This window comes from Robinsoniella sp., from assembly GCF_034124845.1.
On the sequence record NZ_JAWYAJ010000281.1, the window covers coordinates 32,032 to 48,747 of the forward strand.

Below are 16,716 nucleotides of genomic sequence, written 5' to 3' on the forward strand. Positions count from 1 at the left end.
TTATTAACGTTGTTTTATTAACGTTGTTTTATCAACGCAATTTCACAGATAAGGTCTTGGAATATTTACTGTACACTTTACTGCTTCCAGCCTTTTTGTAACTACGAATCTTAAATTGGTACGTTCTGCCCTTTTTCAGATTTTTCTTTGTATATGCCGTAGTTTCTGCTGATACATTTTTTACCTTTTTAAAACCGTCTTTTCCGGTCTGCATATAAATTACAAATCCGTCTGCCTTCGATCCTTGTTTCCAGGACAGCTTCACGCTTGTCTTGGAAGCTTTCTTAACGGAGAGTACCGGTTTTTTCGGTGCTGTAGCTGTCTTTAAAACTGCTGAGTATTTTCCGTACAGCTTTTTACTTCCGGATATGGAATATGCCCTTACCCTGAATTTATACACCTCTGCGCGGCTTAAGCCTTTCACGGTGATATCGTTCTGACCTGTAGTCTTTACCACACTCCACTTTCTGTTAGCCGGGTCGGCTTAATTCATAACCGCGTGCACCGCTGGTTTTCTTCCAGCTAAGCCTGATCTTACCGGTAGTCTGGTTGGATGCTTTTAATCCCGTTACCTTTCCAGGCGCCGTTATCTTTTTGAATTTTGCAGTATAAACGGTATCTTCATATACGGTCACGGTGTATTTCTCAGATGTGGATACTTTTTTACCCTTTAAATACCATCCCTGGAACGTATATTTCGAAGACGGTTTTGCGGTTATGGTGACTCTGCTTCCCGAATCTACCGTTTTCGTTCCCACTGCCGTTCCGCCTTTTTCTGCTTTCACTGTTACCGTAACTTTTTGTGGTTTCGGCGCTTCTTTTTTAACAAACTTCGCTATATACAGGGTGTCCTGTAATGCATTTATCGTATAAACCGGTTGTGATGATACTTTCATATCCCCGATATACCAGCCTGCAAACTCGAAACCATCCTGAGCAGATGCCTGAATCGTTACAACTGCCCCGGCTTCCACGGTAGCGCCTCCCGTGGCGGTTCCCCCTGTTTCTGCCTGAACCTTTATGGTAATCATTTCTTTTGGTATTTCTTCAAAGTGCGCTGTATAAACTGCATCTTCCACAGCCACAACTTCCAGGCTTAAATCATCGGATACTTTTTGATCTCCCAAATACCAGCCTGCAAACCGGAAGCCTTCCTTCGGAGATGCCGTTATGATGAACAGGTCTCCTTTATTAACAATTCCGCCCTGGCTTACGGTTCCTCCCGGCTGAGCTTCTGTGGTAATCGTCACAGTTTCCGGCTGGGGCTCTTCAGCCTTTGTAAAACGAGCCACATAAGTCTCATTTTTAAGTGCTTCTACCTGATAGACCTCTTCTTTGGATTTATTAATGTTATTGAGATACCATCCGTCAAAAATATATCCTTCATCTGCAATCGCTGTAATGGTTACCATTGTACCTTTATCTACCGTTGCAGTTCCCTGCGCCGTTCCGCCTTCTGTGGCTTCTACAGTAATGGTGATCTGCTGTACCTCATTTTTCCTGAATCTGGCGGTATAAGTAATGTCCTCTGCTGCCTCTACTTCGTATTCCGGCTGATCTGATACTTTGGTTTCTCCTAAATACCAGCCGTCAAAGGTATATCCTTCCTTCGCCCGGGCGCTGATCAGAACTTTTTCTCCTGCATTCACGACTCCGCCTCCGGATACGGTTCCTGCCTCTTCATCCTCTGACAATACGGTAACCGTTACCTGTGCCGGGGCATCCTTTTTAAACTTCGCCGTATAAACTGCATCTTCTGCCGCTTCTACTTCATATTCTGCTTCTTCGGATACCTTCACGCCTTCCAGATACCAGCCCTCAAAGGTATATCCTTCCTTCGCCTGAGCAGTAATCGTTACCTTTTCTCCTTCTTTTACGGTACCGCCGCCGGATACGGTTCCTGCTGTTTCATCCTCGGACTGTACCGTAATCGTCACATCTTTTAAGTCACGGATAAATCTAGCCACATAGGTGGTATCTGCTGTAATCTCCGGTGTCGTAAAGACAGGTTCCCCGCTTACTTTATCCTCTCCCAGATACCATCCGTCAAAGAGATATCCCGGATTTGCTTCTGCCGTTAACACCGCTGTTCCGTTTGCCTCTACATCTGTTGTTCCTTCCACAGATCCGCCTTCAGCCGGGTCTGCCTGTGCAGTTACGGTATATTCCCCTTTGACAACGGTAAATACCGCCGTGCGAACCGCTTTCGCTCCGTTTACTTCCGAAACAGCACGGAGTTTTATAATTCCCGTTGAACCAACCCGAAGTTCGGTTCCGGATACGGTTGTCCCTGCCACTGCCTCTGCAATTTCAAATGAATAGCTGATATTTTCTTCTGCATGTCCGGGTTCTTCACATGGAAGCAAGATTCCTTTTGCAGATAATTCAACTGTTGTCTGATCCGCATTTTTCGGAATTACAATTTTACGGTCGGCAAATACCAGATCCTGGAATGTGCAGCCGCAGGAAGATGGGGTAATAACCAGATTCTCATCTCCCGGCTCTTCCTTGTCAATTGCTTTGTAAAATGCCATATACTGCCCGGAGATAAATTTATCTGCCGGATCTGACAGGTTGCCCATGGCATGGCGTACCCTCATCTGAATTCTTCTGGCATCTGTCGGGGTGAATACAGCTGTTTTCTTAACCGCATCTGCCGCCCAGGTGATCTCTCCGCCCGGAATCTCCTGCCAGTCATCCTGGTCTGCCGTGGTACTGTAATACAATTTAAATTCTGTAATAATACCATTATTGCCGCCGCTCTGCCTTGGCAGATAATCCAGCCTGCCTATTTTGCTGGTCTCTCCGAAGTCAAAGGTCAGTTTGTTGTTAATTCCCTTTGCCATATCGATACCGCCGGACCAGTCACTGTGGTAAATATTATTGTCGTCCTTTAACATATTTGTAATCGGATATCCGGATTGTGTACTGTCTGCTGCTGCCGCTTTGACTTCTGCTTTTTCATATTCATAGTTATTTCTCTGTGCCTGATAGATATAGAACTCACTTGCCGATATAAAAGTATTGTCCGCTAATGTGGCAGTTGCACGAAGCATCAGCCTGCGTGCTTTTATCAAAGAGAATTTAGCAGTTTTCTTAGAAGCATCCCCAGCCCAGGTTCCGCTTCCCTCCGGAACTTCCAAAAAGGCTCCTTCTTCATAGGTCCCTTCCTCTGCTTCGCTGTAATAGAGCTTATATCCGGTAATGATACCGTTTTTGCCCCCATCCTGCCTTGGAATGTATTCCAGTTTGCCAATCTCGTAGACTCCGCCCAGATCAATGGTAATTCCATTGTATTTGTCCTTGGAAATATCCGCCATAGGAGTGGAACTGTATGCAGAATGCCATTTAGTTGCCGTATCTCCATCTACCGCATTGCTTCCAGGTCCATCGACAGCCCCCGGTGTGTCACTTTCCTGGCTTTCCGCCACTGCGGTTAATTGGGAGCTTGGAATCTGTGTATAGGTGATTCCGCCTTCCTCCCAGGCAGCTGTCAGTGTCATGCTCCTGCCCGGCATGCTGTAAACAGCACCGGCCTCATAGGTCTTCTCTCCGTCACTCCAGCCGATAAAATCAAAATCTTTTCTGGTATAGGTATTTTCCGGAAGTACAATTGCCATGCCCTCTGTGGCCTTTATGTCTTTTGGATCTTCCCCGCTTACCGTTCCTTCTCCCGGGGCAAAGCTTAACGTATACTCCTGAATATCCCCATCCTTTCCTTCATTTACATAGAAGTTATCAATGATATATTCGGAAGCGCTCTGCTTTGTAAGGTCTATATAATAATCATCGTAATCACCGGTTGTAAAAGCTACTTTCGTGCTTTCTTTTTTAGCATAACCAGTACCGCCAAGGGGCTTAAACACAAGCACGGCATTTTTTGCATCTTCTGCTGCCAGAGCCTTGTCCGATTTTACACCAAGTGCAAATGCATTTGCGGCAGATGCCTTATAATCCAGCCCGACTGTATAAGTGGTATTGGGTTTCAGGCGGACACGGTGAGAAAGGGTCCTCATGTAGTCCCCATTTCGGATTTTCAGGGAGTAGTTCCCTTCGATTACATCGTTTGTGAGCCCACCGTTGATCTGGTTCATTTCGGATAAATGGCTTTGGTCTGATTCCGTAGAAACAAACGGACCGTACTCCTGATCCACATTTTCAAAATCTTCAAAGAAATAATGGTCTCCCTGATCTGTCAGCGTAACAGGAATAACCCGCACATCATCAATCATAACCGTGGAGGTTTCACTACCTGCATCAGCTTTGATTTTAATCACAGCCGTTGTCTGTCCTTCCGGTACCGTAAAGGAAAGTTTTACTCTCTGGAAATACTCTCTGTACTTATCAGTATGATGAACTCCATAGATTACATTGGAACTGTCTATATAGTTTTCAGCAAGCTTTGTTCCCTTCCCATCTTCTATGGATAAATGCACCTTTCTTCCCTCAGAGGTACGAATCCATGCAGAAGCTGAGTAGCTCTGTCCCGGCGTAAGCCCGGTCATTTCCTGGCTGATTCCGCCTTCCTCACTTCCTGTAATCTGAATCATGGTATTTCCAATGCTGGTATCGGTAAATGTTACCTTTGGATTATCATTGATATTACTCCATCCGTTACCAAAAGTATGGCTGTCAAATCCCATATCTTTTACCAGGCTTCCTGTGCTCCAGTCATAGGCTGCCATATCCGGAATCTCTACTGCCGCATCTCCCGGATAGATCACATATCCCTGACGGGCGTCCGCAGTTAAGGAGATGGTTTTGTCTGCACCCACGCTTAATACCTGTTCCTCCGTCTTCCCTGTAGACGTGAGTTTATACAGCTTCACATTAGAGTAATTCCATCCCTGGGGCAGCGTCCAGCTGGTTGTTCCTCCTGCTTCATTATAGTGATAGATCTTTTCCTGTCCATCGATTGTCCATGGAATGAAGATTTTATTTCCGGATGCCACTTCATGCCCATTCAGGCTGATTACATTTTTTCCGTTTTTCATTTCGGTTACAACTTCATTGTTACTGCCTAACACAGCCTTATCATTATTCGTCCACTGGCTGATGGGGTACTGTGCCAGGAAACGGTTGGGCAGAACATTTGTAAAAAAGTCCCTCATAGTAGCATAATAATCGTCTGCTCCCTGCCATCCGTTAAATCCATTGACACGGCTGCCTTCCCCACGGAAGAGGCTTGTCTGTCCAAAGATGTCCTTTTGCCCGTTGTAGACAAACCGTACCATATTTCCTGCGCCTGCATAAGTACTGTTAATATGATGTGCCCATGCGCTTCTGGCAGTCATCTTCTCCGGGTATTCAGTTGCTACTGCCGTTCCCTGATCCGTCAGCCCGTTAATTGCTTTTTCCAGGCGGTAAGGTGCGAACCGGTTGTCGAAATAAGTATCAACGTATATCAGTTTCAGCTTCCCGTTGGTATCTTCATTCAGCTGCTGAAGCCTCTGTTTCATATTTCCGCCGGGAATCTGGGAGCCGTCCAATAGAATATCATTTTCACGGATCATATTTACCGCACTGTCATACCAGTTCCATGCTCCGGTTCCGGTATTCAGTTCATCCACCGCATACTGGCTGGCTTCCGGATACATTTCCGTGTGGTTGATATGTACTCCGAAATAGGCGTTGTATTTTTCGCCCTCTGACAGCAGTGTATTAAAATCTTCCAGACCCCCTGCACGTTTATTATAATTGGCGAAGTCAGGATGGCTGGCATCATGACCTTCTCCCTGATACCCTTTTATAATAATCATCTGCTGAAATCCGTCTGTCCCCAGATTGAACTTTTTCGCATTGTCTAAGATACGTAAAAACGGATACTGCGCCGCACTTCCAACATTCATGGCGATACTGGTATATGCGTTCATAACTGCTTCGGAACCTTTAATCTCTTTATCCGATTCATCCGCATAACAATCATCCCGGTATGCAATTGCCCCATCCTGGAAATCAATCTTTCCATCCTGGTTCCGGTCAGCGGTGACTGCCACTGCCGTATAGGGTTTCTCGTAATCCTGGTCATCCAGCCCCCGAACTAAAAATTCATTGGTCCACAATCCTGTAGTGTAATGATCTCCGTTTTTCATGGTCTGGTATGCTGCTGCCCCATACTCTTTGGATGAATCATTCCGGACAGATGCCGCCAGCTCGTGGTTATTTACAACGGTGATCACAGCCTCTTTATATGCCGGATCTTCTGACGGATTCGTTGTTAAATCCACACTCTTCTGTACCCGGTTATCATTAACGGTAAGTGCTGCGCCTTCCTGGTCACTGCTTACGGATACCAGGCTGTGTTTTGGAAAATGAATGGTTTTAATTCCCTCAGCAATGTTTTCAAGGGTCATAACCATAACATTGTCCCGTACGGTCAATACCGTATCAAAGGTCATTCCGTTCACATCCATATGATAGACTGCCCTGTTTCCATTGATTTCGGAAGTAACCGTGGGCACGAAAGCTTTATTGTTAACCTCCACAACATAATATGGAATTTCCTGTCCCTGCATCGTCTTGCCGTCTAAATTATAGCTGATGACCCGTGGAAAAGCCTGGTCAACTTTTACGGACATCTGCGAAGATGCAATCTCCTTCTCCGTTACATCCAAAGCAGCGGGTTCCAACTCATTCTGAGAGGATACCGAAAAAGTTCCAATACCGCCGCCGTTATTTTCAAAGTACATACCAGCCTTGCCGGCATCCATGGAAATCCCGGGCACTTCTCCGTTAAATATTTCTGCACCATCCAGAAAAACAGTAACCACCTTTTCAACCACTCTTACACGAAGTTTATAAGGCTTCACACGCTTTGCATAAAGCCTCTGCCCGTCTCCGTATAAATTACCGTCTGTTCCCGGTGCACCGCTTAAAAGGGAAACCTCTTTTCCGTCTCCGGTTTTCAAATACCAGGGTGATGTATTGCCGCCAACACCCCCGTTGCCTATTGCCGTATAAGAATTCGGTCCCGCATATCTCACAACAGCATAAAACCTGCCGTTATTATTTGCCGGGTCAATTTCAAATTCTACCTCAGTGTTTTTCAGTGTCGGTGAATTTTCATCAATGATCAGTTTCGTTCCGCCTCCGGGAACCTGCAGCTTTCCTTCAGATTTACTTAACGCAGCTGATCCGCTTTTCACAGAAAAACCTTCTATCCCATCTTTGGAAAAATCTTTTTCATAAATTTCATTTGTTTCCCCCGGTATGACCTGCGCCTGGTTAGACGCAGGTACTCCTGCTTTGGCTTTCTCTTTCGCCGCCGCAGTATCCACACGCTCCGCCATTTCTGCTGATTCTGCTGTTTTTCCCGTGTCTGCAGCGTATACCGGCAAAACCGGCTGAACTGCCATACAAGTACTTAGAATCAAAGGCAAGACTCGTTTCCACAATTGTTTCTTCTTCATTTATCAACCTCTCCCTTTCTGTTGCTCATCTTCATGAAATGATTTTTCCCTAAATTATGCTGTTGCTTTCAGCCTGGCCCCTGCTTCTCATCCCTCCTTTTTAGAAATCCAGCGCTGCAATTTCTTGCTGCCATCAAGCAAATGATTTTTAGTAAAGATAATTTACAGCATCATCACGAAATCCGGCAGATTTTTGAGTATATTTCTAATTATATTTGATATATTAATGTCATGTATTGGTACATATGTTCATTTTTTTTGTATAATACGGTTTGCCATATTTTTATTTCTTTGTATATTTGTCCTGTTTAAAGGTGATTGCTGCTATATATTTATTAATTATGCCAAATAAAAAAAGACTACCCTTAAAATGAGTAATCTTCTTTTTTACACGCCTATAACATTTCTATAAATCAGCAGTTCTTTCTTTTTCCCATTATCTTCGCAAACACAATCCCCGTCAAGGTAGAAACACAGGTCGCTACGATTGCCGCCCCTACAATTGAAGTGGGGTTTGTACTCCCATATTGGCTCCGATACGCGATTATATTTACCGGGATCAGCTGCAGCGACGAAATATTTAAGATCAAAAACGTACACATAGACTTACTGGCGACAGGCCTGTGATGATTCAATTCCCCCAGTTCTTCCATTGCCTTTAATCCCGCCGGGGTTGCCGCCCATCCAAGTCCCAGAAAGTTTGCAATAAAATTAGTGGTAATATGTTCATTTGCCTTATGGTCCTTAGGGATCTCAGGGAACATAAAATGTACAAACGGCCTTATTTTTCTGGACAGACTCTTAATCAGTCCCGCTTCAGAGGCAATTTCCATAATCCCTACCCAAAGGGACATAACCCCCACCATTGTAATACACAGCGTAACCGCCTCCTTGGATGACGTAAGCGCCGCATCTGTTATTTCCTGCATCCTTCCGGTAAAAGCACCATAGATGATCCCGATTATGATCATACCGCCCCAAATATAATTCATATATACCCCCAATCAGTCCGCACTGCGGGCCATTTTTCAAATGAAATATTCTCTTGGCTTAATATATGAAACAAGTTCTTTATTCATGACATATCCGGTTAATTTCAGGGACTGGTTTTTAATTGTTTTCTAATATCGTTGCTTGCCTATATAGACAAGCGATCAAAATAAAACTACCCTGTTCTAGGCAAACAGGGTAGTTTTTGTCCAAAGGACAATCCTTATTGAGGGCAACCACTGCTTTTACGTCGGCGGTTATTCCTTTTTGTGCTTACATGATATCACTTTTTAACAAAATTGTCAAATGTACTTTTTACGCTGGATATCACAACTTTCAGCTCCTAACACTGTTAAATCACCCCGCATGCAGCTATCAGATAAACCGCCCCATAATACAGGGTCATAACCGCATACCGGTAAATCTTTTCTTTCTTCTTATGAATCAGCCGAAAGCCCAGGATACAATCGGAACATACAAAAAAGATTCCGCCCGCAGCAGCCAGTATGCCGCTGATGCCTCCCCGTACAATCCCCACTGTTATACCCATGGATGCCATAATACTTAAAACAGCCATATAAAGAAATGCCGGAATTTTAAGTTTGGAAAGTCCTGGAATATCTCTGTAAAATACACCGATAATTGTCACGTAAATCAATATAAAAATAAGAATTGTAATCCAATCTGCCCCGCCGTCCATTGCAAATGCCATAATAAAACAAATATGTGCTAACCCAAATGCAGTTGCTCCTGCTATAAAATAAAGCTCCAAAAGCACATCTGCCGTCATACAAAGCAGCGCCCCCAGAAAGATGAGCCAATTCACCCTCCCACCCCGGGAGAGAACGCCGTATAACGCCAGTATTACCGGCATTGATGTTGCTGCCGCCTTTAAGGCAAGCGCTTTTGCACCAGGCGGGTCAGCCAGACAGCAATAAGCCGTTCCGAAACAAACCGTAAAAATGAAAGTTACCAGCAATATCATAAAGATCCCCCCACTTCGTGATAAAATATGTAAAACCGTTACGTTTCAGGCAATATTTCCATATGCCAGACGTTTCCATTTTCCCTGGCGGAAGCGGATAACGTAAATCAAACCTCTGGTACACTCATCCAGCGCCATTGCAATCCATACGCCTTCCAGCCCCCAGCCCAGGGTTATGCCAAACACATATGCCATGCCAAATGCAATCAGCCACTCCCCTGTAATTCCTGCAATCATCGGTGTCTTCGCGTCCCCCACTGCAATCAGGCTTCTTGTCATAATGATATTAATAGCCCTTCCAATCTCCAAAAAGAATTCCAGGAATAAAATTCTTCTGCCAAGTGCCAGTACCTCCGGATCACTGGTAAACATCCGAAATACCAGATTGCTGTTTATAAATAGCAGCAGCGTCACCCCCAGGCAGACCCCGAGGCATATTTTCATAGTGCTCCACACCCTCTTTTGGATATCTTCAATCTTTTTAAGTCCCAGTAAATATCCCAAAACAATCTGAGTAGCCTGAGAAAGGGCAACAGCATAGACATAGGATAGATTTGCCAGAATGCTGCAATATCCCTTAGTAGCCGTTACCATGGTTCCAAAAGTATTTACAATTCCCAGAATACAAATCTGGGATACGTTGTACGAAAAGCTCTCAGCTCCAGAGGGAAATGCAATTTTACACAGATTCCCCAGTAATTTCTTAGGAAACGGCATTAAAAACCGTATTCCCAGAGGAAGCCGCACCTTTTTAACAAACAGCAGGATAATCAGCAGCAGCCCTATGGTTTTACTGATCACCGTAGATGTGGCGGCACCTGCTATGCCCATCTGGGGAAATCCCAGCCAGCCATTTATTAAGATTGCATTTCCTGCTATATTCAGTATATTCATAATTACTGAAACATACATCACTTCTTTCATTAAAGTATATGTACGGAGAATTGCCGCAAAGTTCAGATAAAGTCCCTGAACCAGAATAAAGCTTCCTACAATCATCAGATAAGCCCTGGTTTCACCCATAATTTCCGGCTGCAGCTTCATCATCGTAAATATCGGCTTGTTTGCCAGCATTACAATCAGCGTAATTACTACGCTGACACCCGTGATCAGAGTCAGCGAAACCATACAGGTCTTCGATGCATTTTCGTCATCTTTTGCCCCTAAAAACTGGGATAATATAACCGTAGTTGCCATGCTGATCATGTTTAGCACAATAATGACCAGATTCATAATCTGGTTCCCATTTACAATTGCTGCCACTGATTTCTGTGAATACTGGCTGATCATGATCTGGTCAATATTTCCCACCAGTAACTGCAGCATCAGCTCCACAAAAATTGGGATTGACATTTTAAATACTCTGGATGTTGAATTAATTCTAACTTGCCCTGTCTGCTCTTCCATTATCTTCTCTCTTCCATTATTATCTCTTTCATTATCTTCACTCTTCCATTCCTGTCTCTTCCATTATCTTCACTCTTGCATTCTTCTCTTTTCCAATCTTCTCTTTTCCATTATCTTCTCTCTTCCCTGAACCCATTAACTCTATATTACATAAACCTCGTACATTATACCAAACTGTTTTACCTATTCCTATATAAAAAACTATCAAAATTTCCTTATATTTACAACACTTTTTATCACTCTTGAATGTGCCGTACAAATAAAAAACTGCCCTGCCAGGCAAAAGCATATTATATGCTTTTCGACTGGGGGCAGTTCGTTCCTCTATTTAAAATACTGAATTAAAATTATTCTCTTTTCTTATTTACATCACCTACCTTATTTACACAAATACGGTTTTATAAAGCATTCAAACTCAAATGCTTCTTTATCTAAACGGTATTCCTCTGCCAATTCCGGTCCGCAGCTGTTGGAACCTATTCCGCTTTGGATATAATCCAGGCAAAGTACCGTATAAGGAGAAGGAACTAATTCGTAGTTATGTGCCTTCCCAGTAAGTTCTTCCTGTGTGTATACGGATGCATTAAAGCTGAATGTTTCTTTTCCATAAGCAGTCAGACCAGCCCTTGTACCATAGATCTTCACATAATCGCAATCATAGTGGCTTCCATTTTCCTGGGGGCGGATATAATCCTCATGCATTTCTGTCACCGGACTCTGGAATTTTCCATGGAAGCTGGCGCGGCGTTTATCAATATAGCTTTCAACCGGTCCAAGCCCCGCATATTCGGCATGCCCCATTGCTTTTGGAAGAAACAGGCGCAGTCCGAATCTTGGCAGGAACGGCAGCCCCGCTGGACGGCGTACCTCCTGCCTGGAACCAATTGTTCCATCGGAATAAACCGTCCAGCATACCCGAATCTCTACGAGCCTCTGGGTATAGATAGCGGACAGGGACAGGCTGGTGCTGATTTCCACACATCCTTCCAGAACTCTGTAACTGGTTTCATAGGCACGTGTTACCGTCTTATCATAATTTGCCTTCATCCACAGATGCTTCACATTCCGGTCATTATCGGTAGGCGCTCTCCACACATTATATTCCATTGGTTTCTCCAGGAAATTCATATTCCGGAATACCATTTTTTCAAACCCACCGGTAAGCTTATTATATACATAAGCAAATTCCGGTCCTGTGATATATAAGAACCTGTCATCTTCCTCAATTGCCAGACAACCATCTGCATCCTCCCGTGGAACACTCAGACTTTCCATGAGAGATTTTACAGTCTGATTCTGATTATCTTCCGTAAATAAAGCGATTTCATCAAATCCCAGAAAATCTCCTTCACGAACCGGTCCCTCTGTCTTCACTGCCTGATATTCCAGCTTCAAATAGCACTTACCCGATGCAGGTACCGTAAACGGAACCGACAGCTTCTTTTCCTGATGCGGCTCTAAATCCAGCATTTCAGCATCTGTAATCACTCCGCTTTCAAAAACACATCCATCCTGGGATACCGTATAGGCAATGGTCAGGTAATCTTTCAGGTTCCGATAGTCCATGAAATTACGGATTGTCACTTCCCCAGTATCCTGTACAAACTCCATCACCCGCACCGGACGGTGTACATTTTTAAATTCCAACAGCCCTGTATGAGGCGTTCGGTCCGGATAAACAAGTCCATCCATACAAAAATTTCCGTCATGGGGGTACTCACCCGAGTCACCGCCATAGGCATATTTTCTCTTGCCTAATTCCGTCTTTCCCACATCAATAGCGTGATCACACCACTCCCAGATGAATCCACCCATAAACCCATCATACTGCTGGATTACCTGAAAATAATCTTCCAGATCACCCGGTCCATTTCCCATGGCATGACAATATTCACACTGTACAAAAGGTTTATCCATTCCATTCTTAAAATATTCGTGAATCTCAGCCACAGATGCATACATCCGGCTGAAGGTATCCAGATTCGAAAAATCATTTTCTCTGTTCTTGTCTGCATGGAGGGCACCTTCATAGTGGGTCATACGGGAGGGGTCAAACTCCTTCGTCCAGCTAAGCGCTGCTTCAAAAGTACATCCGTATCCACATTCATTTCCCATAGACCAGCAGATCACACTTGGGCGGTTCTTGTCACGTTCCACACAGTGGCGAACACGGTCTAACGTAGGCTCTATAAAATCAGGGTTATCGGAAATATAGTGGGCAGTGCGTGCAAAGCTCTCTTTCCAATCCTCTTCTGTCATATAAATATCAACGGTTCCGTGGCTTTCATTGTCTGTCTCATCAATTACAAAAAAACCATATTCATCACACAACTGATAGAACTGCGGCGCATTCGGATAGTGGCTGGTACGAATGGCATTCATATTGTGCTGCTTCATCAATTCCAGATCCTTCTTCATCTGCTCCACACTGATGACAGCCCCCGTAATAGGATCACTATCATGGCGGTTCGTCCCATGGAGCTTCACTTTTACATTATTAATATATAAAACGGCATCCCGCACTTCTATTTCACGGAATCCCAGACGCTCGGTAATCACTTCATGATCTGTCTTTAACACAAGGGTATAGAGATACGGCTGCTCCGCATTCCACAAAACCGGATGGTCCACTTCAAACAGTATCTTACCACCCTCGGATTCCCCCGCTGCAACGACCTGCCCCTGACTGTCCTCAAGGCTGTATGCTACCGGAATCTCATTATGGCTGAATGAAAGATCTGCACAAACTTCTGCTTTTTCGTAATCACCGGAAATATTTGTTTTTACAAAATAATCTAAAATCATATCCGCTGGTCTGCTCAAAAGATAAACGTCACGGAAAATTCCCGACATTCTGAATTTATCCTGATCCTCCAGGTAACTGCCGTCACACCATTTTAAAACCAGAACAGCTATCTTGTTTTCACCTTCCCTCAACACATCCGTTACATCAAACTCACTCATACCATGAGAGATCTGGCTGTATCCTACAAATACTCCGTTCATCCATACATAAAAGCAGGAATCCACTCCTTCAAAATTTAAAAACTGCTTTGGTGCCTCTGGAACTTTATGATACACAAAGGTATGAAGATAAGCTCCGCAGGGATTATCCTGGGGTACATAAGGCGGATCCATAGGAAACGGGTATCTGGTATTGGTATATTGATGGCGGTCATATCCAAAGTTCTGCCATACGCCTGGAACCGGTATCTCTCCAAAATCCTTTGTATCATAACCGATCTGGTAAAATTCCTCCTGGAGGTCATAAATACTGTCATAATACCGGAACTTCCAGGTTCCGTTTAATAGAAAAAAACGATCAGAAGCTTCTCTGTTCTCCACCAGGTCATCTCTTTGGCCGGAAGCAGGAATGTAGTAACTTCTGTTTGGCATTGTATTTTTGTGCAAAACCTTCAAATCTTCATAATATCTTGGAATTATCATTTTGGAACCCTCCTGTAGTTCATATAAAATTTAAAATGCATGACATCTGCCGTTGATTTCGTAGTCTGTAAAGTATAAATTTCAGAACTACCAGCGCAGTTTTGAAACTGCTCTTCTTGATACTGATTATAAGTTCCACCCAAGTAAATTTCCATATCCAGGATAGACGAATATATGCACAAAATGATACAAAACCTATTGTCATGACGATCTTACCGGGTTATAATTATATTATATTGCGTGTCAACTAACTGAACGGAGGTGTATCCTTGTACTCAAACTCAGGCTATTTAAATGATATAGATATAGATATTTTGGACCAGGAGCACGAACTGTCCATTTACAGCTGCGGGAATTACCGGTTCATATCACGAAAGGAAATGGTTACCCTGCGCCCCAACGGACGTATTGATTATCAGTTAATCTATGTCGCACAGGGCAAAGCAGATTTTGAAAAAAACGGTGTTCGCAAAGAACTTGCTGCAGGCTCCCTGATCCTTTACCGTCCTTTGGAACCCCAGAAATATTATTACTATGCCCAGAATACCCCCGAACTCTTCTGGATACATTTTTCCGGTTATGGCGCAGAAGCCCTTCTGGACGCCGCAGGATTTAAAGAGCAGGATATGCTGGAGATCGGATTTACTTCTGAATACACCCAGCTTATGAATAAAATGATACGGGAACTGCAGTTAAAGCGTCCGGGACACTGTGAATTGCTGAACTTATATTTCCGGGAGTTTCTCATCCTGATTTCCCGTCATCAGCAGGAGAAAGGCCATGGCAGCACTAAAATAAAGTCAGAAATTGAAACAGCGGTGCACTATTTCAACGAACATTTCTCCCAGGAATTGAGTATCCAGGACTATGCAGCGGCAAACCATATCAGCACCTGCTGGTTTATCCGAACCTTCCGCCAATATATGGGCATGACACCCATGCAGTATATTACTTCCATCCGCATGACCAAAGCAAAAGAATTATTAGAGACAACCGACCTGACCATAAACGAGATCGGAGACCTGACCGGCTACCAGAATGCACTGTACTTCAGCCGGATTTTCAAAAAAACCGTTGGAACTGCCCCTACCGAGTACCGTAAATCTGTTTCCTATATAAATGGATGATTCTTTATTGGAACAGCACAAAAAACAGGGACTTCTATATCCCTGTTTCTTCAAAATATGCCCTTAGCCAAAGTGCATCCTCCAATGTATTTTTCCATCCATATTTTTTTAAATCCACCCTTAAATCAGGACTTACTTCCACTCCTTCTTCTTCCAGAAGCACATCCTGCTTATCCGGCTCCTGAAAGCATCCCGCACCGGAGAGATATCCCTGATGATTTACAATTCTCTGCGCTGGGAGATGATCTCCCGACAGATTATTTCTCAGTGCGTAACCCACCTGTCGGGAATTTTTAGGTTTTCCGCATAGAAGAGCTATTTGACCGTAGGTTGCCACCCTGCCCTCCGGAATCATTTTGCATACCACTGCCACCCTTTGATAGAAGTCCATCTTACAACCGGTACCCTGTCTGGAAGTCAATTCTGTTTTTCAGAGGCTCCCCTGCGGCTAACCGCCTCCTGTTTTCTAGCGCAATCCCTACTATCCGCTCCAGAGTCTCCGGTACCGAATATCCGCCTGAAACATGGGGTGTTAAGATCAGATTTTCCAGATCCCACATCGGATGGTCCGATGGCAGCGGCTCCGGCGTGATCACGTCAATCCCGGCACCGGCGATCCAATTCTCTTTCAATGCCCGGTATAAGTCCTGCGTATCGATTAAACTGCCCCTGCCCACATTTATCAGGATTGCAGTCTCCTTCATCTTTTTAAGCCGCTCTTCCCGCATAAACCCAATCGTCTTATCATATGCAGGCATAGTTAGGGCTACAATATCAGCCCTTTGAAGCAGACTGTCCACATCCTCTTCATAATAAAGCTCGTCTACAAATGGGGGCTTTTCGCTTCTCCTGCGTTTCACGCCAATCACATGGCTTCCCAGAGCCTGCATTCTTTTGGCATACTCCATCCCGATATCCCCAAGTCCGATCACCAGAACAGTACTCCCGGCAATGGTACTTACACCGCCCTCATAATGCCATATGTGGTTGAATTGATTGCGGATATACCGGGCGGTATTTTTCTTCAGTGCAAAGGTAAGTCCAACCATAAATTCCCCGATAGCCAGTCCATATGCCCCGGAAGCATTGGTCAGCAGCGTACCTTCAGCCAGAACTCCCGGCTTGCAATAGCCATCCGTACCGGCACTGTTTAGCTGAAGCCACTTTAAGTTAGCTGATGCTGCAATGTATTCCGGCGGCACATTGCCGATCACAATATTTGCCGCCTGAACCTGTTCCCTGGTTACGGACTTATACTTCGTGTAATGATACTCGGCACACGGATCCATTCGTTCCAGCTCCATTTTTTGTGCTTCCGTCATGGAAAGTGTTATTAAAATATTCATGTGGA

At 44.2% G+C, this 16,716-nt stretch carries 10 protein-coding genes; 1 reads left to right on the forward strand and 9 read right to left on the reverse strand.

Annotated features, from left to right (window positions below):
- Window positions 1–31 precede the first annotated feature (31 nt).
- The 7 genes from ACH2DQ_RS13750 to ACH2DQ_RS13780 form a co-directional block, all read right to left on the reverse strand.
- The gene (locus ACH2DQ_RS13750) at window positions 32–457 is read right to left on the reverse strand and encodes a fibronectin type III domain-containing protein (RefSeq protein ID WP_395027113.1); all 426 of its coding nucleotides are present in this window, start codon (window positions 455–457) and stop codon (window positions 32–34) included.
- 13 nt (window positions 458–470) lie between these two features.
- Window positions 471–7,409 carry an endo-alpha-N-acetylgalactosaminidase family protein gene (locus tag ACH2DQ_RS13755; RefSeq protein ID WP_395027115.1) on the reverse strand — a complete coding sequence of 2,313 codons (6,939 nt, stop codon included), beginning with the start codon at window positions 7,407–7,409 and terminating at the stop codon, window positions 471–473.
- A 413-nt stretch (window positions 7,410–7,822) separates the two neighbouring features.
- Complete coding sequence (locus ACH2DQ_RS13760; protein ID WP_394912046.1) at window positions 7,823–8,401, reverse strand: nucleoside recognition domain-containing protein; 579 nt, start codon at window positions 8,399–8,401, stop codon at window positions 7,823–7,825.
- 350 nt (window positions 8,402–8,751) lie between these two features.
- Window positions 8,752–9,384 (reverse strand): lysoplasmalogenase, encoded by a 633-nt coding sequence (locus tag ACH2DQ_RS13765; RefSeq protein ID WP_394912045.1) that lies wholly within the window; start codon window positions 9,382–9,384, stop codon window positions 8,752–8,754.
- A gap of 45 nt (window positions 9,385–9,429) precedes the next feature.
- Entirely contained in the window at window positions 9,430–10,791 is a 1,362-nt protein-coding gene (locus tag ACH2DQ_RS13770; RefSeq protein ID WP_394912044.1) for an MATE family efflux transporter, read from the reverse strand.
- Window positions 10,792–10,828: 37 nt separating this feature from the next.
- A complete protein-coding gene (locus ACH2DQ_RS13775; protein ID WP_394912043.1) occupies window positions 10,829–11,050 on the reverse strand; it encodes a hypothetical protein in 222 nt (73 codons plus the stop codon).
- Window positions 11,051–11,169: 119 nt separating this feature from the next.
- Window positions 11,170–14,238, reverse strand: a complete 3,069-nt coding sequence (locus tag ACH2DQ_RS13780; protein ID WP_394912042.1) for a glycoside hydrolase family 2 TIM barrel-domain containing protein — start codon at window positions 14,236–14,238, stop codon at window positions 11,170–11,172.
- 269 nt (window positions 14,239–14,507) lie between these two features.
- Here ACH2DQ_RS13780 and ACH2DQ_RS13785 point away from each other — a divergent pair, with 269 nt between their 5' ends.
- On the forward strand, window positions 14,508–15,365 hold the full coding sequence (locus ACH2DQ_RS13785) for a helix-turn-helix domain-containing protein (RefSeq protein WP_394912041.1): 858 nt from the start codon (window positions 14,508–14,510) through the stop codon (window positions 15,363–15,365).
- Window positions 15,366–15,399: 34 nt separating this feature from the next.
- On the opposite strand, the gene ACH2DQ_RS13790 is transcribed toward ACH2DQ_RS13785, so the two are convergent.
- Window positions 15,400–15,756 carry an MGMT family protein gene (locus ACH2DQ_RS13790; RefSeq protein ID WP_394912040.1) on the reverse strand — a complete coding sequence of 119 codons (357 nt, stop codon included), beginning with the start codon at window positions 15,754–15,756 and terminating at the stop codon, window positions 15,400–15,402.
- Between the two features lies 1 nt (window position 15,757).
- Window positions 15,758–16,711: a D-2-hydroxyacid dehydrogenase gene (locus ACH2DQ_RS13795; RefSeq protein ID WP_394912039.1), complete on the reverse strand. Its 954-nt coding sequence runs from the start codon at window positions 16,709–16,711 to the stop codon at window positions 15,758–15,760.
- Between the last annotated feature and the right edge of the window lie 5 nt (window positions 16,712–16,716).

Coding starts and splice junctions, on each gene's coding strand:
- ACH2DQ_RS13755 (WP_395027115.1), bottom strand. CDS start 7,409: ATGAAGAAGAAACAATTGTGGAAACGAGTCTTGCCTTTGATTCTAAGT.
- ACH2DQ_RS13760 (WP_394912046.1), bottom strand. CDS start 8,401: ATGAATTATATTTGGGGCGGTATGATCATAATCGGGATCATCTATGGT.
- ACH2DQ_RS13765 (WP_394912045.1), bottom strand. CDS start 9,384: ATGATATTGCTGGTAACTTTCATTTTTACGGTTTGTTTCGGAACGGCT.
- ACH2DQ_RS13770 (WP_394912044.1), bottom strand. CDS start 10,791: ATGGAAGAGCAGACAGGGCAAGTTAGAATTAATTCAACATCCAGAGTA.
- ACH2DQ_RS13780 (WP_394912042.1), bottom strand. CDS start 14,238: ATGATAATTCCAAGATATTATGAAGATTTGAAGGTTTTGCACAAAAAT.
- ACH2DQ_RS13790 (WP_394912040.1), bottom strand. CDS start 15,756: ATGGACTTCTATCAAAGGGTGGCAGTGGTATGCAAAATGATTCCGGAG.
- ACH2DQ_RS13795 (WP_394912039.1), bottom strand. CDS start 16,711: ATGAATATTTTAATAACACTTTCCATGACGGAAGCACAAAAAATGGAG.